This is a genomic window from Streptomyces sp. HmicA12 (assembly GCF_000373565.1).
In the GTDB taxonomy this organism is placed as follows: Bacteria; Actinomycetota; Actinomycetes; order Streptomycetales; family Streptomycetaceae; genus Streptomyces.
The window spans coordinates 117760-143274 of the sequence record NZ_KB891813.1 but is presented as its reverse complement, the minus strand read 5'-3'; the positions used below and the strand labels follow the sequence as shown (position 1 = coordinate 143274).

22 protein-coding genes are annotated in these 25515 nt (G+C 72.4%); 12 read left to right on the top strand and 10 right to left on the bottom strand.

Going from position 1 to position 25515, the window contains the following annotated elements:
• Positions 1-49 precede the first annotated feature (49 nt).
• The gene (locus B072_RS43910) at positions 50-2290 is read left to right on the top strand and encodes an ATP-binding protein (RefSeq protein ID WP_158689236.1); all 2241 of its coding nucleotides are present in this window, start codon (positions 50-52) and stop codon (positions 2288-2290) included.
• A 182-nt stretch (positions 2291-2472) separates the two neighbouring features.
• On the opposite strand, the gene B072_RS0123560 is transcribed toward B072_RS43910, so the two are convergent.
• The 4 genes from B072_RS0123560 to B072_RS0123545 form a co-directional block, all read right to left on the bottom strand.
• Positions 2473-3693, bottom strand: a complete 1221-nt coding sequence (locus B072_RS0123560; protein ID WP_018532445.1) for an MFS transporter — start codon at positions 3691-3693, stop codon at positions 2473-2475.
• Between the two features lie 7 nt (positions 3694-3700).
• Entirely contained in the window at positions 3701-5101 is a 1401-nt protein-coding gene (locus tag B072_RS0123555; protein ID WP_018532444.1) for a citrate:proton symporter, read from the bottom strand.
• Between the two features lie 156 nt (positions 5102-5257).
• The gene (locus B072_RS0123550; protein WP_018532443.1) at positions 5258-5866 is read right to left on the bottom strand and encodes a TetR/AcrR family transcriptional regulator; all 609 of its coding nucleotides are present in this window, start codon (positions 5864-5866) and stop codon (positions 5258-5260) included.
• 34 nt (positions 5867-5900) lie between these two features.
• Entirely contained in the window at positions 5901-6413 is a 513-nt protein-coding gene (locus B072_RS0123545; protein WP_018532442.1) for a hypothetical protein, read from the bottom strand.
• Between the two features lie 150 nt (positions 6414-6563).
• Between B072_RS0123545 and hmgA the strand changes: the two genes are divergently transcribed.
• From hmgA to B072_RS0123530, 3 genes are all read left to right on the top strand, one after another.
• Positions 6564-7877: a homogentisate 1,2-dioxygenase gene (hmgA, locus tag B072_RS0123540; RefSeq protein WP_018532441.1), complete on the top strand. Its 1314-nt coding sequence runs from the start codon at positions 6564-6566 to the stop codon at positions 7875-7877.
• 163 nt (positions 7878-8040) lie between these two features.
• Positions 8041-8790 carry a GntR family transcriptional regulator gene (locus B072_RS0123535; RefSeq protein ID WP_018532440.1) on the top strand — a complete coding sequence of 250 codons (750 nt, stop codon included), beginning with the start codon at positions 8041-8043 and terminating at the stop codon, positions 8788-8790.
• A gap of 25 nt (positions 8791-8815) precedes the next feature.
• Positions 8816-10030, top strand: a complete 1215-nt coding sequence (locus B072_RS0123530) for a type ISP restriction/modification enzyme (RefSeq protein WP_018532439.1) — start codon at positions 8816-8818, stop codon at positions 10028-10030.
• 27 nt (positions 10031-10057) lie between these two features.
• Here the strand turns inward: B072_RS0123530 and B072_RS0123525 are convergent, their stop codons facing one another.
• Complete coding sequence (locus tag B072_RS0123525) at positions 10058-10777, bottom strand: TetR/AcrR family transcriptional regulator (RefSeq protein ID WP_026246211.1); 720 nt, start codon at positions 10775-10777, stop codon at positions 10058-10060.
• Positions 10778-10840: 63 nt separating this feature from the next.
• On the opposite strand from B072_RS0123525, the gene B072_RS0123520 reads away from it, so the two are divergent.
• Entirely contained in the window at positions 10841-11815 is a 975-nt protein-coding gene (locus tag B072_RS0123520) for a daunorubicin resistance protein DrrA family ABC transporter ATP-binding protein (RefSeq protein WP_043244558.1), read from the top strand.
• Positions 11812-12597, top strand: a complete 786-nt coding sequence (locus B072_RS0123515; RefSeq protein WP_018532436.1) for an ABC transporter permease — start codon at positions 11812-11814, stop codon at positions 12595-12597. Before B072_RS0123520 ends, B072_RS0123515 begins: the two co-directional genes overlap by 4 nt.
• Before the next feature lie 13 nt (positions 12598-12610).
• Here B072_RS0123515 and B072_RS0123510 read toward each other — a convergent pair whose 3' ends face one another.
• From B072_RS0123510 to B072_RS0123495, 4 genes are all read right to left on the bottom strand, one after another.
• Positions 12611-14350 (bottom strand): amidohydrolase, encoded by a 1740-nt coding sequence (locus B072_RS0123510; protein WP_018532435.1) that lies wholly within the window; start codon positions 14348-14350, stop codon positions 12611-12613.
• 273 nt (positions 14351-14623) lie between these two features.
• Entirely contained in the window at positions 14624-14896 is a 273-nt protein-coding gene (locus B072_RS0123505) for a hypothetical protein (RefSeq protein WP_026246210.1), read from the bottom strand.
• Positions 14897-15022: 126 nt separating this feature from the next.
• Positions 15023-15766 (bottom strand): anti-sigma factor, encoded by a 744-nt coding sequence (locus B072_RS0123500; protein WP_018532433.1) that lies wholly within the window; start codon positions 15764-15766, stop codon positions 15023-15025.
• Positions 15763-16320 carry a sigma-70 family RNA polymerase sigma factor gene (locus tag B072_RS0123495; protein WP_018532432.1) on the bottom strand — a complete coding sequence of 186 codons (558 nt, stop codon included), beginning with the start codon at positions 16318-16320 and terminating at the stop codon, positions 15763-15765. The genes B072_RS0123500 and B072_RS0123495 overlap by 4 nt, the downstream gene beginning before the upstream one ends.
• Before the next feature lie 196 nt (positions 16321-16516).
• Between B072_RS0123495 and B072_RS0123490 the strand changes: the two genes are divergently transcribed.
• From B072_RS0123490 to B072_RS0123475, 4 genes are all read left to right on the top strand, one after another.
• Positions 16517-18067: a DUF4331 domain-containing protein gene (locus tag B072_RS0123490; protein ID WP_018532431.1), complete on the top strand. Its 1551-nt coding sequence runs from the start codon at positions 16517-16519 to the stop codon at positions 18065-18067.
• Between the two features lie 101 nt (positions 18068-18168).
• Complete coding sequence (locus B072_RS0123485; RefSeq protein WP_018532430.1) at positions 18169-19485, top strand: tetratricopeptide repeat protein; 1317 nt, start codon at positions 18169-18171, stop codon at positions 19483-19485.
• On the top strand, positions 19482-21035 hold the full coding sequence (locus tag B072_RS0123480; protein WP_078506557.1) for a nickel transporter: 1554 nt from the start codon (positions 19482-19484) through the stop codon (positions 21033-21035). The genes B072_RS0123485 and B072_RS0123480 overlap by 4 nt, the downstream gene beginning before the upstream one ends.
• Before the next feature lie 145 nt (positions 21036-21180).
• On the top strand, positions 21181-22785 hold the full coding sequence (locus tag B072_RS0123475) for a serine/threonine-protein kinase (protein WP_018532428.1): 1605 nt from the start codon (positions 21181-21183) through the stop codon (positions 22783-22785).
• A gap of 40 nt (positions 22786-22825) precedes the next feature.
• Here the strand turns inward: B072_RS0123475 and B072_RS0123470 are convergent, their stop codons facing one another.
• Entirely contained in the window at positions 22826-23623 is a 798-nt protein-coding gene (locus tag B072_RS0123470; protein ID WP_026246206.1) for an SGNH/GDSL hydrolase family protein, read from the bottom strand.
• Positions 23624-23824: 201 nt separating this feature from the next.
• Between B072_RS0123470 and B072_RS43905 the strand changes: the two genes are divergently transcribed.
• Together B072_RS43905 and B072_RS0123460 are read left to right on the top strand one after the other, a co-directional pair.
• Complete coding sequence (locus tag B072_RS43905; RefSeq protein ID WP_018532426.1) at positions 23825-24259, top strand: hypothetical protein; 435 nt, start codon at positions 23825-23827, stop codon at positions 24257-24259.
• Between the two features lie 407 nt (positions 24260-24666).
• The gene (locus B072_RS0123460) at positions 24667-25503 is read left to right on the top strand and encodes a glycosyltransferase family 2 protein (protein WP_043244553.1); all 837 of its coding nucleotides are present in this window, start codon (positions 24667-24669) and stop codon (positions 25501-25503) included.
• Positions 25504-25515 lie beyond the last annotated feature (12 nt).

Here is a 25515-nt window from a genome sequence, read left to right as displayed (position 1 = left end):
GGCGCTGGACGGCTGGCTCGCCGAGTGGGACGCCGGGGAACGGGCCCGCGTGGGCGCAGAATATCCCGAACTGGCCGCTTTTCTGCCGTCGTTGGGTCGGGTACGCAGCGACGGCGGGCGCAGCCCCGAGGAGGAGCGGGACCGGCTGTTCCGGGCGGCGTCCGGACTGCTCGGCGAACTCGCCGCGACCCGCCCGGTGTTGGTCGTCCTCGACGATCTGCACGCCGCCGACGAGGGCTCGTACCAGCTCCTGAGTCACCTGGCCCGGCGGGTCGCGGCGGGCGGCACACCGCTGCGGTTCCTGGTGACGTACCGGGAGGAGGAAGTGCCGGAGGGCGACCCGCGCCGCTCGGCGCTCGCCCAGCTGCGGCGTGCGCGGCTGTGCGGGCGCGAGGACGTGGGACGGCTCGACCGGGACGCCTGCCTCGCCGTGGCGCGGGACGGCGGCGCCCCGGCCGAACGGCTCGACCGGGTCTGGGAACTCTCCCTCGGCAACCCCCTGTTCGCGCTCGAACTCGCCCGGGGACCCGTCGGCGACGAAGCACCCGACGGGGTGAGGCAGTTGGTGAGCGAGCGGCTCGGGCGACTCGGCCGGGACACTCGGCGGGTCGTGGAGGCCCTTGCCGTCGCGGGCGGCGAGACCGCGCTCTCCGAACTCCTCGACATCGCCGCGCACGGCCTGCGGCCCCCGGTCGACGCGGCGGCCGCCGCCGATGCCCTGGAGGATGCCATCGGCGCGGCCCTCGTCGAGGAACGGCAGGTCGTGGTGGCCGGACGGGCCGAGTCCGGGCTCGCGTTCCGCCACCCCCTGGTCCGCCTCACCTGCTACGAGCAGCTCAGCGGCGTACGCAGGCAGCAACTGCACGCCGCGTTCGCGCAGACCGTGCTGCGCCGCCGCCCCGACGCCGTCGACACCCTCGCCTCGCACTTCGCGCGCGCCGACGACCCGCGCGCGGCCGAGTATCTGCGCCGGGCCGCCGAGCGGGCCGCCGCCGTCTACGCCAACGACACCGCCGACCGCTACTACCGCGACCTCGTCGCCCGGCTCGACGTGGACGCCGCCCGCGCGCGGCTCGGGCACGCCCAAGTCCTGCGCCGTATGGGGCACTTCGCGCAGGCCGCCGATGTGCTGCGGCTCGCGCTCGCCGAGTTCGTGCGGCGCGGCGACCACGACGACACCGTGCTCGCGGCGGCCCGGCTCGCCGAGACGCTCGTCAAGGCCGAGAACCCTGCGGCGGGCCTCACGGTGCTGCACGCCCACCCGCCGGGCGAGGGCACCGGCCCCGAACCCACGGCCCAGCACCACCTCGCCCTCGGCGTAGCCCTGGGCGTGCAGGGCCGGTACGTGGACGGATACGAGGCCGCGCGGCAGGCCCTCACCGCCGCGCTGCGCGTGCCCGGCATCGACGGACAGGGGCTCCTCGCCCGCTGCCATGCCGGGCAGGCCACCAATCTGGCGCTCGCCGGACGCTTCCGGGAAGCCCGGGAGGCCGCCGGTCTGGCGCTTGCGCCCGCCGAGGCGTACGGGGACTCGGCGCTGCTCGGCGCGGTGCTCTCGGTACTGCGGGAGAACGCGCGGCGCGAGGGGCGGCTGCGGGAGGCCGTCGACACCGGGGAGCGGGCGCTCGGGCTCGCCGAGGAGTCGGGGGATCCGACGGCGGCCGCGTTCGAACGGGCCAATCTGGCCGAACTGTGGCTGCTTCTCGGGGAGTTCGAAGTGGCCCGGCAGGTCGCCGAGGCGGCCGTCGCCGGGGTCGACGCGGATGACGCCTGGTCGCTGCCGTACGCGCTGGCCGCGCTGGGGCGGGTGCTGATGCGGAACGGTTCGGCTTCGGCTTCGGCTTCGGCTTCGGCTTCGGCTTCGGCTTCAGCTTCGACCGAGGAGGCCGCGCCGCTGCTCGACCGGGCCGAGCGCTCGGCGGGGATGGACCAGCAGGCCCGGTTCGAGGTACGCACCGCCCGCGCCGAACTGGCGCTGCGCCAGGGGCGGCCCGAGCTGGTGGCCGGCCTGTTGCGGGACGGCGAAGCTCCGGTGCTCGCGGCGTGGGGTCATCTGCTCGGCGGGGAGCGGGAGTTGGCCCGGGGCATCGCCGCCGCGGAGGTCGAGCGGGCCCGGAGCACGGGTGAGCGGTTGGCGGAGGTGGATGCCGGGGTGGTGCATGCGGTGGCCCTGGGCGGGGCCGCGGGTGCGCGCGCTCTGGGTGCGGTCGAGGTGCTGGCTCTCCGGTTGCCCTACCCGGCCGGGGTGGGGCGGGTTGGTGTGGCTCGGGGGTTGCTGGGTTCGGGGTGATGCGCGTTCGCCCGCGGCGGAGCCCCTGATGGACACAGCCCCGCGCCCCCTGAGGCATGCGCTCCGCGCAGCCTCCCCTGGGCGAGCGAAGCTCGCTTCCAGGGGCGCGGGGAACTGCGCGACCAGCCCCCACCGGGCCGTCAGGTAGCAACGAACCCGCCCATGGGGCAGACGCAGATCCTTCAGGGGCGCGGGGAACTGCGCGAACAGCCACGACGCACGCGCACCCCGACCACAACCCCACCCGGCGGAGCCGACCGCACCCCCAAGCCGGAGGCGACCAGCAGCAATCCGCCCAGCATCACGAACGGCGCGGCCGTGCCCGCCACCCCTGCGACCAGCCCCGCCGACGCGGGAGCCGCCACCTGGCCCAGCCGGTTGCCGGTCAGGCGCAGCGCCAGCGCCGTGGAGCGGGCATCCGGTGGGGCCGCCTGCACGACCGTGGTCATCGACAGCGGCTGCCCCACGCCCAGACAGAACCCGAGCACCACCAGGATCACGCCAAGACCCCAGACCGGGACCGGAAGCGCGATCGCCGCACAGAGCAGCGCGGCGAGCAGGCAGGTCGCCGCGATCAGCGTCGCGCGGCCGAGCCAGTCGATGAGCGGCGTCATGACGAGCCGGCAGGCGATCGTCGCGCCCGCACGCAGGCTCAGGAGCACCCCGATCACGGACGGGGCGATGCCCCGGTGCTCACCGATCACCGGCAGGTACGCCGTGAGGATGTCCGTCGCGGACAGCACGGCGAGACTGATGAAGATGCCGCCGGGGACGCCCGGGGTGCGCAGGATGCGGTGCACCGGAACCCTGGGTGCCGCGTCCCGCGAAGCCGAACTCGTCGGCGTACGGCGGGATTCGATGCGCCACAGCGAGGTGCACGCGAACGCGCAGACCGCCGCCGAGATCAGCAGGGCCAGCGCGCTCGTACCGGCCATGTCGTCGCCGCCGATCACCGCGCCCGCCGCGATCGGACCGACGAGCTGGCCGAGGGAGGCGCCGATGGTGAAGTGGCCGAAGTTGCGGTCCTGTTCGTCGGGCGCCGACTGACGGGCCACGATGGACTGGGCGCCGATGACGAAGCACAGATGACCGAGGCCCATCACGCCGCTCCAGGCGGCCATCGCCACAAGGGAGTTGGCGAGTCCGCCGAGCGCGCAGCCGCCGGAGATGAGAACGACGCCGGCCGGCAGCAGCGGCGCGCACCGCCCGTGATCGGTCCGCCGCCCCAGCGGCACCGCGGCGAACAGCGGCAGCAGCGCGTAGACACCCGCGATGACACCCACCGCCCGCTCGTCGGCGCCGAGCGCGAGGGCCCGGTAGGAGACGGCGGGCCGCGCCATCGACACCGCCCCCTGCGCGAAGCTGAAGGCGATGACGAGGCGCAGCAACCACGTGCGGCTCATGCGTCGGTCACACGATCCCGATGAGGAGTCCGGCGACGAGGACGACCAGGGCCGTCGCCGCGGCCCACTTCACGGTGAACTTCGTGTGGTCGCCGAACTCGACCTTGGCCATGCCGACGAGGACGTAGACGGCCGGGACCAGTGGGCTCGACATGTGCAGCGGCTGGCCGACGAGGGAGGCGCGGGCGATCTCCAGGGTGGACACGCCGTGCGCGTTCCCCGCCTCGGCGAGGACCGGCACGATGCCGAAGTAGAAACCGTCGTTCGACATGAAGTACGTGAAGGGGATGGAGAGGACTCCGGTGACCAGGGCCATGTGCGGCCCCATCCAGTCGGGGATGCCGCCCACGACCCACTTGGCCATGTGGTCGACCATGCCGGTGCCCTGAAGGACGCCGGTGAAGACGGCGGCCGCGAAGACCATGCCGGAGACGTTGAGGACGTTCTCGGCGTGGGCGGCGATACGGGCCTTCTGGTCGGGCATGTGCGGGTAGTTGACCGTGAGGGCGAGCGCCGCGGCCAGGATGAACAGGACAGGGATCGGCAGCAACTCCATGATCATGGCGGTCAGGAGCACCACCGTGAGCAGGGCGTTGAACCAGTACAGCCTCGGCCGCAGGGTGGCCCGGTTCGGGTCGAGGCCGGTGAACGTCTCGCCGTCCTCATCGGCGTAGGACGGGGCGCCCTCGCCGGAGTGGTCGCCGCCGCCACCGGTACCTCCCGCCGAGACGCCCACGAGCACCTTCTCGTCGGCGGTCTCGGTGACGGTCTCGGTCACGTTCTCCAGGGACAGGTACCCGAGCCGCTTGCGCTCGCGGCGCCCGAGGACGTAGGCGAGCGCGAGGACGAAGAGCAGGCCGGCGCCGAGCGCCGGGATCATCGGCACGAAGATGTCGGACGCGTCGACCTTGAGGGCCGTGGCCGCGCGGGCCGTCGGACCGCCCCAGGGCAGGGTGTTCATGACGCCGTTGGCGGTCGCCGCGACACCGGTCATCACGACGAGGCTCATCTTCAGGCGCTTGTACAGCGGGTACATCGCCGAGACGGTGATCATGAAGGTGGTGGAGCCGTCGCCGTCCAGCGAGACGATCGCGGCGAGCACGGCGGTGCCGACGACGATGCGCACCGGGTCGGCCTTCGCGAACCGCAGGATGCCCCGCACGATCGGGTCGAAGAGACCGACGTCGATCATCACGCCGAAGTAGACGATCGCGAACATCAGCATGGCGGCGGTGGGCGCCAGGTCGCCGATGCCGGCGATGACGTAGTCGCCGAGGTGCGCGCCCTTGCCGACGAGCACGCAGAACAGTGCGGGGACGAGCACGAGCGCCGCGATCGGCGACACCTTTTTCATCATGATCAGCACCAGGAAGGTGGCGATCATGACGAATCCGAGGACCGTCAGCATGGGGTGGATTCCTATCGTCGTTCGCCGTTGAACTGCCGCCCGGGGGTCGGCGGTCAGCGAGACGCTAGGGCCGGTCATCGTGGGTTAACAAGACGTTGACACGTGAGCAATAAGCGCAAAACTCCAGGTCACAGCTTTACGTGGCGCAGGGCGCCGTCAGTCGAGCACGCGGGCGAGATACGCCCGCAGCAGCTCCCGCGTCTCCGTGATGATCTTTTCGTCCCCCGCCGGGTCGAGCCGGAACGCGAGCCGCACCAGCGCGTCGGCGGACTCGACCGCCACCAGGAACGTGCGGCGCAGACCGGCGTCGGCGGTGACGCCGAGGTGCGGGGCGAGCAGGTCGGTGAGGGTGTCGGCGACGCGGAGGTTGGGCGCGGAGTCGGGGTCGCCGACCGGGATCTGGGTGCCGAAGTCGACCAAGGAGAAGCCGGGCGCGGTGCGCTTCATGGCGAGGTACTCGTCGAGGATGGCGTCGATCGCGGCGCGCCAGTCGTCGGCCGGGACGTCGCCGAGCCGCTCGGTGACGCGCTCCGCGTACCGCTCCAGGTTGCGCTGGGCCAGGGCGTCGACCATGGCCCGCTTGTCGGTGAAGAAGCGGTAGACCGAGCCGATCGGGACCTCGGCGCGGCCCGCGACGGCCCGTGTGCTCAAGCGCTCGTAGCCGCCCTCGTCGAGGAGCGCGGCACAGGCGTCGAGGATCCGGCTCAGCCGCTCGGTGCTGCGCTGCTGAACGGGCGTGCGACGCAAGGAGGTCGGATGGGGCATGCCGGTCACCCTACGGCGGATGCGCGGGGGCCCGTCAGGGGGACGGCGTCGCCGTGTCGGCCCCGGACGCGGTGAGGTCGGCGGTGGCCTCGACCGGTTCGCCCTCGACGGCCCAGACCGTGTGGTCGTCGGCGTAGAGCCGGGCGGTGACCTTGTGGGTGCCGCGGCTGACGCGGGCGCCGGACAGCCGGTAGTCGACGACGTGCAGCCGGGCCAGGCGCTTCCCGTCCAGGTAGAGCCGCACGTAGCCGCGGCCGTGCACGGCGCGGACCGGGGTGCCCTCGGGGCTGAACCGGAAGTGCTCCACCCGGACCCGGATGTCCCAGCCGCCCTCGGGCCCCGGGTCCGGCTGCACGGTCAGTCCGACCTCGGGGGCGTCCTCGGCGGGGATCTGGCGGTAGTGGCGGCCCTCGCCGTCGCTCGTTTCGAGCACCTTGCCGACCTGACGCGGGCCCCCGTCGTCGTCACCGCACCCGGCGAGGCCCGTCAGCAGGGCGCACGCGAGAAGGGTGGCGGCGAGGTTACGGGCCGATGACGTCCAGGGCATGGTCGGGACAGTAGAGGAACGTTCACGTTCACGGATCCCTCTGGGGGAGGAATACCTGGGGCGGAGATCAAGTGCGGCCGAAGAACGTCTTGCGCGGGCCGACCTCGAATCCTACGGTTGAGCATAGGAATCATTGACGAGGGAGCGATGATGAGCGGGGACGCACGCAAGACGGCCGAGGGACTGGCCCATCTCTGCGGTTTCGGGAACGAACACAGCTCGGAGGCGGTGCCGGGCGCCCTGCCCCACGGACGCAACACACCGCAGCGCGCCCCGCTCGGCCTGTACGCGGAGCAGCTCAGCGGCACCGCGTTCACCGAGCCCCGCGCGCACAACCGCCGCTCGTGGCTGTACCGGATCCGCCCGTCGGCCGCGCACCCCGAGTTCACGCGTACGGACAACGGCGCGATCCGCACCGCCCCCTTCACCGAGACCGTCCCCGACCCCAACCGCCGCCGCTGGAACCCGCTGCCCGACCCGGCCCCCGGCACGGACTGGCTGGCGGGCCTGTGGACGCTGGGCGGCAACGGGGACGTGACGCAGCGCTCCGGCATGGCCGTGCACCTGTACCACGCCAACTCCTCCATGACGGACCGGGTGTTCAGCGACGCGGACGGCGAACTCCTCATCGTCCCGGAGCGCGGCGGCCTGCTGCTGCGCACCGAGTTCGGACTCCTGGCCGTCGGCCCCGGCGAGGTCGCGCTGATCCCGCGGGGCGTCCGCTTCCGCGTGGAGCTGCTCGACGAGAGCGCCCGCGGGTACGTCTGCGAGAACTACGGCGCGCCGTTCCAGCTCCCCGACCTCGGCCCGATCGGGGCCAATGGACTCGCGAACGCGCGGGACTTCAGGGCCCCCGTCGCCGCCTACGAGGACGACGAGCGCCCGGTGCAGGTCGTCAACAAGTTCTGCAGCAACCTCTGGACGGCGCTCTACGACCACTCGCCGCTGGACGTCGTCGCCTGGCACGGCAACCACGTCCCGTACGCGTACGACCTGCGCCTCTTCAACGTCATCGGCACGATCTCGTACGACCACCCGGACCCGTCGATCTTCACGGTCCTGACGTCCCCCTCGGACACCCCGGGCCTGGCCGGCGTCGACTTCGTGGTGTTCGCGCCGCGCTGGCTGGTGGGCGAGGACACCTTCCGTCCGCCGTACTTCCACCGGAACGTGATGAGCGAGTACATGGGCCTGATCGAGGGCGCGTACGACGCGAAGGCCTCCGGCTTCCTGCCGGGCGGTGGGTCGCTGCACAACATGATGTCGGCCCACGGTCCCGACCGGGAGACCTTCGACAGGGCGAGCGCGGCCGAGCTGAAGCCGCAGAAGGTGGACGACGGGCTGGCGTTCATGTTCGAGACGCGGTGGCCGGTGGTGGCGACGGAGCAGGCCGCGTCCGCCGGTCATCTGCAGCAGGGCTACGACGACGTGTGGCGCGGTCTGGAGCGGCACTTCAGGGTGTAGCCGCCTGTGTTCGGCTGCGGGCCGGTGGGGGAAGCTGCGCGCAGCGCATGCCTCAGGGGCGCGGGGAACCGCGCGAGAAGCCCCACCGGCCCGCGGACGAGAAGCAAACACATCCGCCCAGGCCACATTGCACATCACGCCCGCGACCGATACGGATAACCCCGTGACGTCATTCGCCCCGGACTCGATCGTCCTGAACCGCAAATTGCCGCTCTGGTATCAGGTGTCGCAGTCCCTGCGCGCCTCCATACTCGGCCGATCCCCGCAGGACCCCTTGCGCCTGCCCACCGAGGAGCAACTCGCGGCCCACTACGGAGTCTCGGTGCTCACGATGCGGCAGGCACTGAAGGAGCTGGAGGACGAGGGGCTCATCACCCGGCACCGGCGCCGCGGCACCTTCATCGAACCGGCGGCGCAACGCGGCACCCCCGTCCGGCTCCTGGGCTCCGTGGACGCCATCGTGGCGCAGCAGTCCGGCATGACGGCCGAGCTGCTCGACCACGGCACCGAGCCGGTCCCCGGCGCCCTGGCCGACTACTTCCCGGGGACGGACCGCGTCGCGACGTACCACCGGCTGCGCAGCGACGAGAAGACCGGCGAGCCGACGAACCACGCCCGCAACTACATCCGCCCCGAACTCGGCGAGCGGGTCGACGTCGCGGATCTGGAGCGCTGGCCGATGACGAAGGTGCTGCGGGACGTGGTCGGCGTGCGCATCACCCGGGTCACGGACTCGGTGGAGGCGCGCCTCGCGGACCCGGAGACGGCGCGGCTGCTCCAGGTGCCGCTGCTCAGCCCGATCCTGCACTACACCGGCATCACGTACGACGAGGCGGGCCGGGTCCTGGACGTGGCGGTGATCCACTACCGCGGGGACCGCTTCTCGTTCTCGGTGACGCTGGACGCGGACTGACCTCCGGTTCCGCCGGGGACGTACCATGCCGGGCGTGACGAACGACCGGCTCATCGACGCACCCGAGCTCTCGGACCTCATGCCGTGGTCCGTGGCGCCCCTGCGCCTGGGCCGCGGCTGGCCCGTCGCGCCGGACGCCGCGTCCCTGAAGGCCCGTTGGGACACCTTCGTCCGCGGTGACACGGCGGAGCGCGAGGCGCTGCTCGAACCCTCCCGCGGCCGCACGCTGCACACGGCCGCGGCCCAACTCCCCGGTCAGCGCACGGGAACCGGGCCGCTCGCCGACGCGAAGGGCCCGTGCCCCGAGCCGGTCCGCATCCTGCACGGGCCGTTCGACGAGCAGTGGCTCATCCCCGACCAGCGGTTGATCGACGCGGCCCGGCCCGAGCTGTGGCGGGTCGCGGACGAGCACCAGCTGTACCTCGTCGAGCAGGGGTACGTGCCCGACGCCGGCGGACCCGTCGTGCTCGCGTCCGCCGTGCTGCCCGAGGGCCGCTCCCCCGCCGGCCGCCCCGGCCGCATCCGCCCGCTCTTCCGCCGCCCCGGCGGCACCGAGCCGAACATCGCCCCGGGACTGCTCCAGCACCTCTCGGGCACGTACGACCACGAGGTCACGGCCACCGACCTGTTCGCCTGGATCCTCGCCGCGGCGGGACGCGGCACCAGGAAGGACTGCCGGGTGCCGCTGCCCGAGGACCCGGACGTGTGGCTGCGCGGGGTGGAACTCGGCCGCCGCGTCCTGTGGTTGGAGCGCCGCGGCGCCGGCACCGAACGCCCCAAACTCCCCGGCGGGCGCCGCCCCTACGTCCGCGCGCCGCTCCCCGCCCGCCCCGTCGAACTTCTCTACGACCGCGAGGAGGAGGCCCTCCTCGTCGGTGACGGGCGCATCTCCCCCGTCCCGGCGGCGGCCTGGGACTTCCACGTCGGCGGGGTCCGTGTCCTGGAGCAGTGGTTCGCGCGCCGGGCGGCCCGGGCGGAGCCGGGCACGCTGGCGGCGGTGGGCCCGGCGTCCTGGCCCCAGCCCTGGACGTCCGAACTCCTGGAGCTGGTCGCGGTGCTCGCCCTGCTGGCCGAACTCCGGCCGCCGCTCGACGCGTTGGCGGCAGACATCGGCGACCGCATCACCTCGGCCGAGCTGACCCGGGCCCGCGTCCTCCCCGTCCCCGACGGCTCCCGCCGCCCGGCCTCGGTCCTGGACCATCAGGAAGAGGGCCCGGGCGGCCAGTTCGCCATCCTGTAGACGTCACGGCGTCACGGCGTCACGGCGTCACGGGGCCGACGGAGCCGCGAACCCCTCCAGAGTCCGACGCAGCGCCCGCTCGAACACAGCCTCCAGGTCGATGGGACCCGCGTCCTCGGCGAACGCCGCGGCCAGCCGGGGATAGCGCCCCGACGCCACCTGCCCGCCGAGATAGGCGATCCGCACCGCCTGCTCCTGCTCCTCGCTCCACGGCAGGGACCGGGTCCGCTCGGCGGTGGCGATCTCGTTGGCGACGTACGTCGTCACCACGCTCGTCACGGAGGCGATGAGCTCCATCTTCGTGCCGTACGGAAGATCCAGCGGATCCAGGCAGGACAGGCAGTACTCCAGGTACCGCAGCGCGTTGGGGCTGAACCCGTACACCGGTGACATGAGCCGCGGCATCCAGGGGTGCCGGTGCATCAGCGCCCGCGCCTGCCGGGCGAGCCCGAGGACGTCGGTGCGCCAGTCGCCGCTCGGCTCGGCGTACTCGTACTCCGCGCTGACGGCGTCGACCATCAGCTCGTACAGGTCCTCCTTGCGCGGGACGTAGTTGTACAGCGACATCGTGCCCAGGCCGAGTTCACCGGCGATCCGGCGCATGGAGACCGCGTCGACGCCCTCCGCGTCGGCGACGCGCACGGCGGCCGCCGCGACGTCGGCGCGGCTGTGCGCGGGCCGTGGGCCACGTCCGGTGCGCTCGGGGCGCGCCCAGATCACTTCGGGTACGGCCGCTCGGCCCGCCATTGATCATCACCTCGCGAACCATCGTAGTTACGTACGGCGTACGTAGTGCGGTACGGTGGGGCCATGACTTCTACGTACGCTGTACTTAGTGAAGGTCTGGAGAAGCGCTTCGGCTCGGGGGACAAAGCCGTGCACGCCGTGCGGGGCCTGGATCTCGCCGTGCGTGAGGGAACGGTCTGCGGTCTGCTCGGGCCGAACGGGGCGGGCAAGACGACCGCCGTACGCCTGTTGACGACGCTGCTGCGGCCGGACGCCGGCACCGCGCGTGTCGCGGGCCACGACATCGCCACGGAGGCGCACGCGGTCCGCCGCCGGATCGGCGTCACGGGGCAGTACGCGTCCGTCGACGGCGACCTCACCGGCCGCGAGAACCTGCGCCTGTTCGCGCGGCTGCTGCGCGCGCCCCGCGCGCACGCCGACGAGCTGATCGAGCGGTTCGACCTGGCCGACGCCGCCGAGCGGCCCGCGCGCACCTACTCGGGCGGGATGCACCGCCGTCTCGACCTGGCGGCGAGCCTGCTCACCCGGCCCGCCGTGCTCTTCCTGGACGAGCCGACGACCGGCCTCGACCCGCACAGCAGGAACGAGATCTGGGACGCGGTCCGCGAGCTGGCCGGCGCGGGCACGACGGTACTGCTGACCACGCAGTACCTGGAGGAGGCCGACCAGCTGGCCGACGACATCGTGCTCATCGACGAGGGACGCGCGGCGCACCACGGCACGCCTGCCGAGCTGAAGGCGCAGATCGGTCACTACGCGGAGGTGGTCGTCCCGGACGACGCGGGCGAGCGGGCGCTGCACGCCGCTGCCGTCGTCCTCGATCAACTGACCGGCGCGCGGCCCGTGCTGGACCGCGAGCGGCGGACCGCGGGCGCCGTCGTCCTCGACCCTGCCGTGACCCTGCCCCGCGTCGTGCGCGAACTCGACGCCGCCGGGGTGCCGTTGATGGACGCGACGCTGCGCCCGCCCACGCTCGACGAGGTGTTCCTGCGCCTCACCGCCACCCGTGACACGACGGCCGAAGGAGTCGCCGCATGAGTTCCGCGATCCTGTACGACGGCACGGCCATGCTCGGCCGCCATCTCACGCGCGCCCGGAACGCCCCGGCGATCCTGATCATGACGCAGACGATGCCGATCGTGTTCCTGCTGTTCTTCGGCTACGTCTTCGGCAGCGCGCTCGCCATGCCGGGCGCCGACTACCGGGCCTTCCTGGTGCCGGGCATGCTGGTGGCGACGGCGGCCAACGGCATCATGACCGGGATGTTCACCGCCGCGCAGGACTCGCACCGCGGCGTGATGGACCGCTTCCGCACGATGCCGATGAGCCGGGCGGCCGTGCCGCTCGGGCAGGCGGTCGCGGATCTGGTGACGACGGCCGTCGGGCTGGTCCCCCTGGTGCTCGTGGGGCTCGCGATGGGCTGGCGGATCGAGGGCGGGCCCGGTGGCGCGCTCGCCGCTTTCGGGCTGCTGCTCCTGCTGCGGTTCGCGACGACGTGGGTGGGGATCCTGCTCGGGCTCGCCTCCCGGAGCGAGGAGGCGGCGGGTCAGTTGGGGAGCGCCACGTTCATGCTGCCGCTGCTCTCGAACGCGTACATCCCGACCGACGGGATGCCGGGCTGGGTGCGCACCCTCGCCGAGTGGAACCCGATCAGCGCCGTGGCCACGGCCACCCGCGATCTGTTCGGCAACGCCCCGGTGCCGCACGGCGCCGCCTGGCCGGTGACGCACCCGGTGGCCGGTTCGCTGGCCTGGTGCGCGGTGCTGCTCGCGCTGTGCGTACCGCTCGCCGTCCGCCGGTACGCGCGCGGCGGACGGTGAGCGGCCCGAACGGTTACGTCTGGGGCGCCAGTTCGGGGCCGAGCGAGGAGAACTTCTCCTGCGACACGACTCGCTGCGGCGGCCAGGTGATGTTGTTCGGCGGCCACTTCTGGCCGGTCTTCTTCAGGAACCAGGCCGGCGGCTCGTACATCGGCGGCTCATAGCCGTCCGGCAGGGCCGTCTTCCACTCGACGTCCTTGGTCCGTTTCTCGAACTCGTCCTTGAGGGCCTTGAGCCGGGCGGGCTGGGTGACGAGGTCCATCGCCGTCGCCGCCAGATACTTGGCCGCGGCCACCACCGCCGCCTGACCCGGCGCCGCGGCCGCGCAGGACGCGGTGGACCAGGTGTGCATCTTGGTGCCGATCGGGGCGAGCGCCGCGCCCATCGACACGGTCGGCACGTTCCAGCTGATGTCGGCGACATCGGTCGAACCGCCGCCCAGGAAGGCCGGGTTGGGCGGGGTCAGCTCGCCGATCTCGGCGTGCATGCCCTTCTGGGGAAGCCCGAGGGACTCCTGCAGCTCCTTCGCCAGCGTGTGGGCGGAGTCCGGGAAGTCGGGCGGGCCGATCTGCCGCATGTTCTCGTGCAGCAGTTCCGCGAAGGACTTGGACGGCAGCTGGTTCCAGCAGGCGGAGGTGACGCGGTGCCGCACCTTCGTCTGGGACGCCTTGGCGGCGGCCTCGGAGACGGCGATGACCTTGTCGAGCAGGACCTGCACACGGGCCGGGCTGCCTTCGCGTACGTAGTACGAGATCTCCGCGATCTCGGGGGTCACGTTCGGAATGTCGCCGCCGTTGTTGATGACCCAGTGCAGGCGGCCGGAGGGTGCGAGGTTCTCCTCCCTCAGGAACTCCGACATCGTCGCCATCATCACGGCGGCGTCGAGCGCAGACTTGTTGCCGAGCGGGGTGCCGCCGTGGCCCGCGACACCGAGGAAGGTGAAGGTCACGGCGGTCATGGCGGTCGTGGTGCCCCAGCCGGTGGCGTTGGCCGTGGAGGGGTGCCAGTCGAGGAACGCGTCGAGGCCCTCGTACACGCCCTTGCTCACCGCGTACGTCTTGCCGATCAGCGTCTCCTCGGCGGTCGAGCCGAAGAACTTCACCGTGACCGGCAGCTTGTGCTTCTTGGCCGCCTGCGCGACGGCGGCCGCCGCTGCCGCCGCGGCGGTGCCGAGCGCGCTGTGGCCGCAGCCGTGGCCCGGGCCGTAGCTCGGGGCGAACGGGTCGTGGACGTACTCGCGCGGATCGTGGTGACCGACGCCCTTGTTCTGGGAGAGGCCGGGCAGCGCGTCGTACTCGCCGCTGAAGCCGAGGACCGGGCCGCCACTGCCGTACGAGAAGGTCGCGGTGAAGGCGGTCGGGAAGCCGGCGGTGCCGAACTTGACCTTGAATCCGGCCTGTTCGAGGAAGTCGGCCTCGGCCATGGAGGAGTTCCACTCGCGCAGGGACAGCTCGGCGTTCTCCCAGATCTCGGCGTTCAGGCCGGTGATCCGGGAGGTGTTGCCCTTGATCCAGGCGAGGGCGGAGGCCTTGGCGGGGCTGTCCTCCGCGAGGCCCTCGGGCGCTTTGTATGCGGCGTCCGTCGCGTCGGCGGCATCGTCCGCCGCGGCCATCGCCGGGTCGGCCTCCGCGGTCGTCACGGCGGCGGTCACACCGGCCGCGCCCAGCAGCTGCATGATGCGGCGTCTGCTGAGCTGCGGTCCCGACGCCATCAGCGCCGAGGTGTGCTCGTGCTGGTCGTGCAGGTCACACACGCGTACCTCCGGGGGTGAGGTGGGGTGTAGCTGTATCGGCCATCGACGATCAAGCGACACCCTGGACCCCGGAAGTTGCTCCGTCAACATCCGTGCATGACAACGGTGTTACGGCACAACGGGACAGCAGGGACGAGAAAAGGCCCGCACCGACTCCCCCGCCGGGGCGCCCGCCGCATGCCGTGGGGATGACGGTCGCGGAGATGCGCAGCGGTACGCCGGACGGCGCGGAGGTCGGATGCGGGCCTGAGCCCTTGCTGGACGGGCGGCCGGCTAGTGGCCGCCGAACAGCGTGCGGCGCAGTCGCCGCAGGGGTGCGAAGAGCGAGACCCGTCGCACTCGTGCGCGGCTGGTGCTGCGCTCGTCGTGCGCGGCGTCACGCGCGGTCAGCTCACGCATCAGTGTCGTCGCCTCGGCCGTCTCGCGCTGCGGGACGGCAGGGCCGCCGAGCACCGAGAGATGGCGGTCGAGCCGCGAACTGGTCGCGCTGCTCCCGCAGGTGATCGCAGGCACGCGAGGCCTGCTGCGCACTGTTATCTGTTCCATGTCACTCCCCACCCGTACGAGGGCACTCAGCCCGGGCAGGTTAACCCTATCGCCCCAGCGCGACACTCGTGTATCCCGGTCGCAGGATTCACCTCCCCTGTAGGGAGGTTGACGCCCCCTTCATGACTACTCTCCGAATCCGACTGATTCCAGGGCGAGTTGGACAAGAGGGGCAGTTGTCGGCCGTTTCGAGCCGCCGTCCGGCTCGGTCGTTACAGCGAGTGAGGAAGCGTCCGGCGTCAAGCCGGTGGCCAGCATCGGCGTGTCGGAGCCCTGGTCGGGCAGCACACCGAGCGAACGCGGGGCGTCTTCGTCCGACATCACCCACAGTTGGTGGTCGTGTCCACGGGGCGGGGCGTCCAGATCCGTGACGGTGATCACGGCACTCCCCTGGGCGGCGGAGGCGACCACCGACATGCCGTCGTCACGCGCGGTGGCGGCGTCCGGTGCGGCGAGAACGTGGGCGATCTCACGCACCTCCGCCTGCCGTGCTTCGAGCCGGTCCTGAGTGCGGGTCAGCTCCACGCCGAGCAGCACCGCGGCCACGAGCGCGAGGACGGCGGCTCCCGCGGCCAGCGGGACGAGCAGCGGGCGGCGGGCCGGTGCGGTTCTCGGGTCGCGCACGGGCGCGGACGGCTCCTGCTCCAGGGTGCGGATGGCGGTCAGGACGCGGTCGCGCAGGCCCGGCGGGGCCGGCACCGCGGTGGCGCGGGCCAGCCGCAGCGTGTCGACGGTGTGGGCCCGCACCTCGGCGGCGCAGCGGTCGCAGCGGGCCAGGTGCCGTTCGAAGCGGGCGAGTTCGCGCGGGGCGAGGGCGTCGAGGGCGTAGGGGACGGCGAGGGAGTGTGCGTCGCGCGGGGGCCACCTCATGCGGAGACCCCGTCCAGGCAGGAGCGCAGGCGCAGCAGCCCGTCGCGCATCCGGGTCTTGACGGTGCCGAGGGGGACGGAGAGGCGGCGGGCGACCTCGCGGTAGGTGTAGCCGTCGTAGTAGGCGAGGGTGACGGCCTGGCGCTGGAGGTCGGTGAGGCGGCCGAGGCAGCGGCGCACCCACTCCCGCTCCAGGAGGGTCTCGACCTCCTCCACGACATGGTCGAAGGCCGGGGTGCCGGCCCGGCGCGCGGCGCGCTGTTCGCGCTCCCCGGCCGCGCGCACGCTGCGGACGCGGTCGACGGCCCTGCGGTGGGCGAGGGTGAGGATCCAGGAGAGGGCGGTGCCGCGGCCCGGGTCGAAGCGGGCGGCGCGGCGCCACACCTCGAGCAGGACCTCCTGGGCGACCTCCTCGGACTGCGCCGGGTCCCGCAGTACGCGCCGCACCAGGCCGTACACCGGGCCCGAGACCTGTCCGTACAACTCCTCGAAAGCCTGCTGATCGCCGCGTCCCACGCGGGTGAGCAGTGCGTCGGTGGTGTCCACGACATCCATACGGTCCCCCGTTCCGGCCCGCTCATCGCGCTGCCGTCAGGGGTTCGGAGACAGGGGTGCGCGCGGATGGGGGCGCGTCCCCGGAACCGACTGGAATCCCGGACCAATCCACCGCGCCCCGGGCCCCGAATGGCCGTCATGAGGCTCGCGCGGTGCGAGCACCGAGACCTGAACGAGTTCGTAAGGGACGGACGCGATGACAGCAACTGCCAGGACCCGCCCGGGAGTTCGCTCCCTGGCCGCGCTCATCACCGGCGCGCTGGCCACCGGGGGGCTCGCAGCCGCCGGTGCGACCGCGCTACAACCGCAGGAGGCACGCGCCTCCAGCCACCGGGAGGCCCCGCTGATCTCCGGGGACCCGCTCCACGACAACACGGACGTCTACGCGTTCGTCAGCCCCGACAAGCCCGACACGACGACGCTGATCGCGAACTGGATCCCGTTCGAGGAACCGGCCGGCGGACCGAACTTCTATCCGTTCGCCGAGGGCTCCCAGCACGACATCCACATCGACAGCGACGGCGACGGGCAGGGCGACCTGCTCTACCGCTGGACGTTCGACACCAGGACGAGGAGCGGCGACACCTTCCTCTACAACACCGGCCCCGTCAGCAGCCTCGACGACCCGGACCTCAATGTCACGCAGTCCTACGACATCGACCTGCTGAAGCTGAAGGACCAGAAGGTCGTCTCGACGACGAAGATCGCCAACGATCTGCCGGTCGCGCCTTCGAACGTCGGCAAGGCGTCGATGCCTGACTACAAGACCCTGCGCAAGCAGGCGATACGCCAGGTCGAAGGCAGCGGTCAGGCGTTCGCCGGGCAGGCCGACGACCCGTTCTTCCTCGACCTGCGCGTCTTCGACCTGCTGTACGGCGGCGACCTGTCGGAGGTCGGCCGGGACACGCTCGCCGGGTACAACACCAACACCATCGCGCTGCAGGTGCCGACCGCCTCCCTCCGGCAGTCGGCGAAGCAGCCGATCGTCGGCGTCTGGTCCACGACGCAGCGCAAGAACGCCGACGGCAAGTGGACCCAGGTCTCGCGGCTCGGCTCGCCACTGGTCAACGAGGTGGTCGTACCGCAGAAGGACAAGGACAGGTTCAACGCCTCGCACCCGTGGAACGACGCGGACTTCCTGCCGTACGTCACCGAGCCCGAGCTGCCGAAGCTCCTCGAGTCGATCTACAAGCTGCCCGCGCCGAAGGAGCCGCGCGACGACCTCGTGTCGGTGTTCCTGACCGGCGTGAAGGGGCTGACCCAGCCGCCGGACGTCCGGCCCGCGGAGATGCTGCGCCTCAACACATCCGTCAAGCCGACCGATGCACCGAAGCGGCTCGGCGTCCTCGACGGGGACAACGCGGGATTCCCGAACGGGCGGCGCCTGACGGACGACGTCGTCGACATCGAACTGCAGGCCGTCGAGGGTGAACTCCTCGGCAACAAGAACGACTTGGGCGACGCGGTGAACGCCAACGACGTGAAGTTCGGCGACACCTTCCCGTACGTGGCCCTGCCCGCGTCCGGTTCGCGCGGCCCGCTGACCGAGAAGCAGAGCGGTGACGACACCTCGAAGAGCGCCCTCGACGGCGGCGCGCTGAGCGGCAATGCGTCGTCCACCTCCGAGTCCGGGTCCGACGACACCCTGGTCATCGCCTCGGCCACGGCCGGCGTGGCGGGCGTGCTGCTCATCGGGCTCGGCCTGGCGTGGTGGCGCGGGCGGATGCGGCGCCGCGGGCAGCTGTAGCCGCCCCTCCGATCCGGCGCGGCCCGTGTGTCGCCTCCCCCACGGGCCGCGCCGACCCTCCTTCCCCCCTTCCCTCCCTCCCTCATGGAAAGGCCCTCTTCATGACTCCGCGCCTCTCAGGACGCACCGCCGTCGCCGCGTGCGCGCTGGCGCTCGCCCTCACCGGGGGCGCGGTCGTGGCCGGCGGGCACGGCGGCGACGGGCCGGATCCCGCGCCCACCGCCGTCGCCCCCGCCGCGCCGTCGCAGCGGCAGCTCACCACCGGCGGGATCGACCGCGCGGTCCGCACGCTGCAGGCCCATCTCCGGGCCCAGCCGAAGGACTTCGGCGCCTGGGCGACGCTCGGCACGGCGTATGTGGAACAGGCCCGCACGCTCGGCGACCCGTCCCGCTACCCGCAGGCCCAGCGCGCCCTGGCCCGCTCCCTGGAGCTCCGCCCCGACGGCAACGACGCCGCGCTCGCGGGCCGCGCCGCCCTCGCCGCGGCCCGGCACGACTTCCACGGGGCGCTGCGCGACGCCCGTCGCGCGCTCGCCATGAACCCTTACAGCCAGCGCGCCCTGTCCACCCGGATCGACGCCCTCGTCGAACTGGGCCGGTACGAGGACGCCGCGCGGGCCGCGGACCAGGCGGACGCGCGCCGGCCCGGCCTCCCCGTCTTCACCCGGCTGTCGTACGTGCGTGAGCTGCGCGGCGACGTCGCGGGCGCCCGGCGCGTCCTGAAGCAGGCGCTCGCCACGGCATCCGCACCCGCCGACGAGGCGTACGTGGCGACAGCCCTCGGTCAACTGGACTGGCGCCAGGGCGATTTCACCGCCGCGCTGCGGGGGTGCAGGCGGGCGCTGCGGGCCGACTCCGGGTACGTGCCCGCGCTGGAGTGCCGGGCACGGGCGCGGGCCGGGCGCGACGACACGGCCGGGGCGATCCGGGACCTGCGCGGCGTCGTGGCCCGGTACCCGCTGCCCGGTCCGCTCGTCGCGCTCGGTGAACTGTACGAGGCGCGGGGCGACTTGAGGGCCGCGCGCGAGCAGTACGGGCTGGTCTCGGCGTGGGTCTCGCTGGCCCGGGCCAACGGGGTCGACGTCGATCTGGACACCGCCCTCGCCGCGGCGGACCACGGCGACCGGGGGGCGGCGCTGCGGGCGGCGCGGGCCGAGTGGGCGCGGCGGCACACCGTGCACACGGCGGACGCGCTGGCGTGGGCCCTGCATGCCAACGGGCAGGACGCGAAGGCGCTCCGGTACGCGCGCTTCGCCACCCGGACCGGGTTCCGGGACGCGTCGTTCTTCTACCACCGGGGCGTCGTGGCCCGGGGGGCCGAGCGGCGGGAGTGGCTGGACAAGGCGCTGCGCCTCAACCCCGTTTTCTCGCCGCTGGGTTCGGCGTCGGCGCGATCTCTGCTGCGGGGTGCGTCATGAGTCAGCCTCACAGCCTTGAGTGGGCGGGCAGGGCGGCACCCGACGCCGGGCAACCCTGCGACGGGCCCGCACCACGACGCCCCAGGGCCCGCATCCGCTGGGCCGCGCTCGCCGCCCTGGCCGCGCTCGCCCTGCTCCTGATCCCGGTGGGCAAAGCCTCCGCCCACCCCCTCGGCAACTTCACCACCAACACCTACGACGGCCTCGTCACCACCCCCACCGCGCTCCGCGTCACCCACATCGAGGACCTCGCCGAGATCCCCGCCACCCAGGTCGAGCCCGCCATCAAGCGTGCGGGGACGGCGAGTTGGGCCGCAGAGCGGTGCCGCAGGGCCGCCCGGGACACCCGTCTCACCGTCGACGGCCGCCGCGTCCCGGTCGCCCCCGGCGCGAGCCGCGCCGAGCGCCGCCCCGGCCAGGCGGGCCTGGGCACCCTGCGCGTCCAGTGCCGGTTCACCGCACCGCTCCCCCGCGCCGACGCCGCCCTCGGCTTCCGCGCCCCCACCCGGCCGGGCCCGGGCTGGCACGAGATCACCGCGCGGGGCGACCGCACCACCCTCACCCGCAGCGATGTCCCCCGCACCTCCGCCTCCCGCCTCCTCTCCCGCTACCCGAAGCACCTGCTGTCCTCCCCGCCCGACGTCACCACGGCCGCCCTCCGCGTCACCCCCGGCGGCCCGGCCCTGACGCAGGAGCGCCCGGCGCCCCCCGGCTCCGGCGTGCTCCCGCGCGGGGCCGACCGCTGGACCAGCGCGCTGACCGGGCTCGTCGCCCGGCACGACCTCACCCCGGGCTTCGCCGCGCTCGCCCTGGGCACCGCGCTGCTCCTCGGCGCGCTGCACGCGCTCGCGCCCGGGCACGGCAAGACCCTGATGGCGGCGACGGCCGCCGCCCGCGGCCGGGCCCGGCCGCGCGACGTACTGCCGCTCGCGGCCTCGGTCACCGTCACGCACACGCTGGGCGTGGTCGCGCTCGGCGTCCTGGTGATCGGCGGCTCCGCGGCGGCGCCCTCGGTCGTGGCGTGGCTCGGCGTGGCCAGCGGTCTCCTGGTGACGGGCGCGGGCGTGCTGCTCGTACGCAAGGCCTGGCGGAGCCGACACCACGGGCATGGGCACGGGCACCCGCATCACCACGACCATGACCACAGCCATGACCACGGGCACGACCATCACCACAGCCACGATCACGGGCACGGTCACGACCACCCCCACCCCGGCGCCTCCCTCCGCGGCGCCCTCTTCCTCGGGTTCGCCGGTGGGCTCGTGCCCAGTCCGTCGGCCGTCGTCGTGCTGGTCGGCGCCGCCGCCCTGGGCCAGGCCTGGTTCGGCGTGCTGCTCGTGCTCGCGTACGGGGCCGGGCTCGCGGTCACACTCACGGCCGCCGGGTTCGTCGTCGTACGGGCGGGGGCGTTCGCGGCCCGCCGCGTCGCGCGGGCCCGCCTGCGGACGCGGCACCTCGCCGGACGCCTGGTTCCGCTCGGCTCGGCGTGTGTCGTCCTCGCCCTCGGGTGTGGATTGGTGTTCAAGGGGGCCGCAACGGTACTCGGTTGAGCTAGTTTTGTTGGGACTTGTCGTGTGTCGTGTGTCGTGACGAGTGGGGGCGGCGGCCGTGAGCACAGGGCCGGGCAGTGGTGGAAGCAGCGGGCGGGTCGTCGCGGGCCGGTACCGGCTGCAGGACCCGATCGGCGAAGGCGGCATGGGCACCGTGTGGCGGGCCCGCGACGACGTGCTCGGGCGCGAGGTCGCCGTGAAGGAGGTGCGGGCCCCGGCGGGCCTGCCGACCGCGGACCGCGACCGGATGTACCAGCGCCTGGAGCGCGAGGCGTGGGCGGCGGCGCGCATCGCGCACCGCAACGTGATCACGCTGTACGACGTGGCCACGGACGACGGACGCCCCTGGGTCGTCATGGAGCTGGTGCGCGGCGTCTCGCTCGCCGACCAGCTCGACGCGGAGGGCCCGATGTCCCCGCAGCGCGCCGCGCACATCGGCGCGGAGGTCCTGGCCGCACTGCGCGCCGCGCACGAGGCGGGCGTGCTGCACCGTGACGTGAAGCCGGGGAACGTCCTTTTGTCGAACGACGGCCGGGTCGTCCTCACCGACTTCGGCATCGCGATGGTCGAGGGGACGCAGGCGCTCACGATGACCGGCGAGGTGATCGGCTCGCCCGAATTCCTCGCCCCCGAAAGGGCGTTGGGGCGCACGCCGGGCCCGGAGTCCGATCTGTGGTCGCTCGGCGTGCTGCTGTACGCGACCGTGGAGGGGCATTCGCCGTTCCGGCAGGACACGCCGCTCAGCACCCTGCGCGCGGTCGTCGACGAGGAGTTGCCGCCGCCGCGCCGGGCGGGCCCGCTGACCCCCGTCATCGAGGGACTGCTGCGCAAGGACCCCGCCGAGCGGACGTCCGCGGGGGTCGCCGAGCGCGATCTGCGGATCGTGGGCGCGGGCGGCGCGCTGCGCGCGGACCCGACGCCGGCGTCGCCGATGTCGTCGATGCCGACGGTGACGTCGCGGCAGCAGCCGGCCACGCCCACCCCGCCGCTGCCCGGGCCGACCGCGTCCGCCGCGTCCCCTTCGTCGCCGGCCGGTACGACGACGACCGCCCCGGCCGACACCGGCCATCGCTCCGCCCGCCGCGCCTCGCTCGCCCTGATTGCGGGCATCGTCGCGCTGCTCCTGGCGATCGGCGGACTGACGTACGCGCTGCTCAACCGTGACGACGGCGGCGGGAGCAGCGGAGGAAACTCTTCCGGCGGCGGCAACGGTGGTGATTCCGGCGGTAGTTCGTCGGGGGGCGGCTCCGGCGGCAGCACCCCGACGGACGGCGGCGGCGACGGCCAGAGCTCGGGCGGAAGCGGCTCCGGGGGCAACAACGGGAACAGCGGCAGCGGCGGGAACAGCGGTCACACCACCACGCCCGCGCAGTCCGTCCGGGTCAGCGTCTCGGCGATCCGCGGCAGCTACACGGGCTCCTGCCCGCCGCCCGCCGCCTCGGCGCCGGCCTTCGCGGCCACGATCACGGTGGGGCGCACCCCGGCGACGGTCGAGTACCGGTGGGTGACCAGGAGCGGGGAGCCGTCGGATCCCGGCTGGAAGAGCATCGACTTCGGCTCGGGCGACGCGAGGAGCCGGACGGTCAACACGACGGAGACGCGGTACGAGGAGGGCGGCACGCTGCACAACCAGATCGGGGTGGAGGTCCGCAGCCCGGTCGCGGCGACCTCCAACTACGTGGCGTACACGGTGACGTGTGAGGTGGTGACCCCGTCGACGGGAGCCACCACCGGTTCACCCACGTACTGATGCACTCACGTACTGATGCGCGCACGCACTGCGGCAGTGCTCACGCGGCGGACGTGAACACGGGCAGATAGCCGCCCGACTGCCCTGCCGCGGTGGGGTGGTACGACTCGCCGATATTGGTCCAGTTGACGCTGTGCAGCCAAGGGGAACCCGAGCAGATCTCGTGCCCGGTGAACTTCGCGGCCACGTCACCGAAGGTGAAGCCGGCGTTGGCGGCGCGCTTGGCGGTGGTGGAGTTGAGGAGGTCGGCGGCGCCGTTGATGGCGGAGCGTTCGGTCTCGGACAGGCCCGCGATGCAGGAGCCGCCGAGCTGGTAGAAGCGGGGGTAGCCGAGCACGACCACATGGGCGGCCGGAGCCTTCGCCTTGATCGCCGCGTAGACCTGGTCGAGCTTGCCGGGCAGGGTCGACGTGGCGTATGCGCGGGCCTCGTTGACGCGGTTGACGCACGTCGACTCGGAGTAGAGGACACAGGTGGTCATGACGTCGGCGAAGCCCGCGTCGTTGCCGCCGATGCTGATGGAGACCAGGCCGGTGCCGGAGCCGAGCGGGCCGAGCTGGTTCGCGAGCACATCACCCGTACGGGCACCCGAGCACGCGGTGAAGTTGAAGCTCACGGATGAATGGGCGGCCGCCCACAGGGCCGGGTAGGCCTTGGAGGAGCGCTTGCAGTCGCCGCTCGCACTGTCGTAGCTGCCGGACCCGACTCCCGAGGAGTACGAGTCACCGAGCGCCACATAGCCGGTCGCCGCCGCCTGAGCGGACGTCGCACCGGTGAGGGCGACGGCCGCCGCGAAGAGGAACGAGGTCACGTATGCCGTAAGTCGGAAACGTCTCATGGAACCTCCCTTAGCAGGTTTTCTGCCACACCTGTGGTAGCACGCCTCACAGTTACTCGGAAGTACCTACGCCAGAGCTATTTCATGTACATGGCGAGGTTTCAACTGCCGTTCACCGCAAGGGAGTTCCCCTTGACGGCCCCCTGGCGGCTGCGCGACATTGAAGTCCGGCATCCGGCGCTTCAGGGGGCAAAGTCGCCAATGCAGACCATCGGCATCAAGCCGTCGTCATCCGGCGGTTCGGGGGACGGTCCGGCGGACACACCGGCGGACAGAGACACGTGGTACCTGCTCGCGGGTGCCGGCGTCGTCGCAGGTGGCGCGGGCCTCGTACTCGCGCTCGCGCACGCGGACTCTCCGCTGCGCGGACCTCTCGCACTCTTCTTCCTGCTGGCCGCGCCCGGATCCGCGTTCGCCGCGGCCCTGCGCGGCTTCGACCCATGGGCCCGCTTCCTCGTCTCGGCCGCCGGCGCGGTCTGCGTGGTGATGGGGGTCGCCCAGGGCATGCTCGCGACGCACCGCTGGTCGGTCGACGGCGGCGTGATCGCCGTAGGCGCGCTCAGCGCTCTCACCTTCCTGCTCCACCTGACCATCCGTAAAGGAAGGGGCAAACTTCGCCAGTGGTACGGGAGTTGAAGTAATGGACAGAACAACAAAAACGTGAGACTCGTTCCAGGTCTTGCCATAAGGTCTCAATAGTCAATACCGTCGTACATCTACCCGCATCGGTCCAGCACGCCATGCGATCTAGGGGAGGGCTCAAGATCGCGAAGGCCCGGCGCGGGGCGCGGTAGGGGGGTGCCGTGTTCGGTGAACCGCTCATTTCAGTGACCGCTCCAGCGCCAGTGACCGGGGCAGTCATGTGGGTCGCCGAGTCGCGGGCCGCGCGGCCGGTCCAACCAACCGGTGTGTATTGCCAGCTCACCCGGCCTGCACGGAGAGCATTCCGTCCTGTCCGTAAGTGAGAACCCCCCTTTCGAACCGGATACACAGCCGGACCGCCCGAGGGGCGGGCGGTCCACCGGACGAGAGGGACCAGACTCATGAGCAGTTCCGTTGTGCGCCCGGTGATCCCGGACGACGAGGGGACCACGACCGCACGCATACCCGCCCGGTACCGGGCGATCTCCACGCACCTGGCCATCGCGCCACGGGTCAGCGTGGTCATTCCCGCCATGAACGAGGCGGAGAACCTGCCCTACGTCTTCAAGACGCTCCCGGAGTGGATCCACGAGGTCGTCCTCGTGGACGGCAACTCCACCGACAACACCGTAGAGGTGGCAAGGGAGTTGTGGCCCGACGTGGTGGTCGTGCCGCAGAGCGGCAAGGGCAAGGGGGATGCCCTGATCACCGGGTTCCAGGCCTGCTCGGGCGACATCATCGTGATGGTCGACGCGGACGGCTCGGCGGACGGCCAGGAGATCGTCAGCTATGTGTCGGCGCTGGTGTCCGGCGCCGACTTCGCCAAGGGCTCGCGGTTCGCCAACGGCGGCGGCACGGACGACATGACCCCGGTCCGCAAGCTGGGCAACTGGGCGCTGTGCACGGCCGTGAACGCCAAGTTCGGGGCCCGCTACACCGACCTCTGCTACGGCTACAACGCGTTCTGGCGGCACTGCCTCGACGAGATCGAGCTCGACTGCACCGGCTTCGAGGTGGAGACCCTGATGAACATAAGGGTCGTCAAGGCGGGCCTGAAGGTCCAGGAGATCCCCAGCCACGAGTATCTGCGCATCCACGGGGCGAGCAATCTGCGCGCCGTGCGGGACGGGATCCGGGTCCTGAAGGTGATCCTCAGGGAGCGCTCGAACCGTCGGGCGCTGCGCAGCAGAAGGACCGTCCCGGCGAAGCCCGGTCTCGGACGGGGAGACGGATCTTGACGGAGTCTCAGC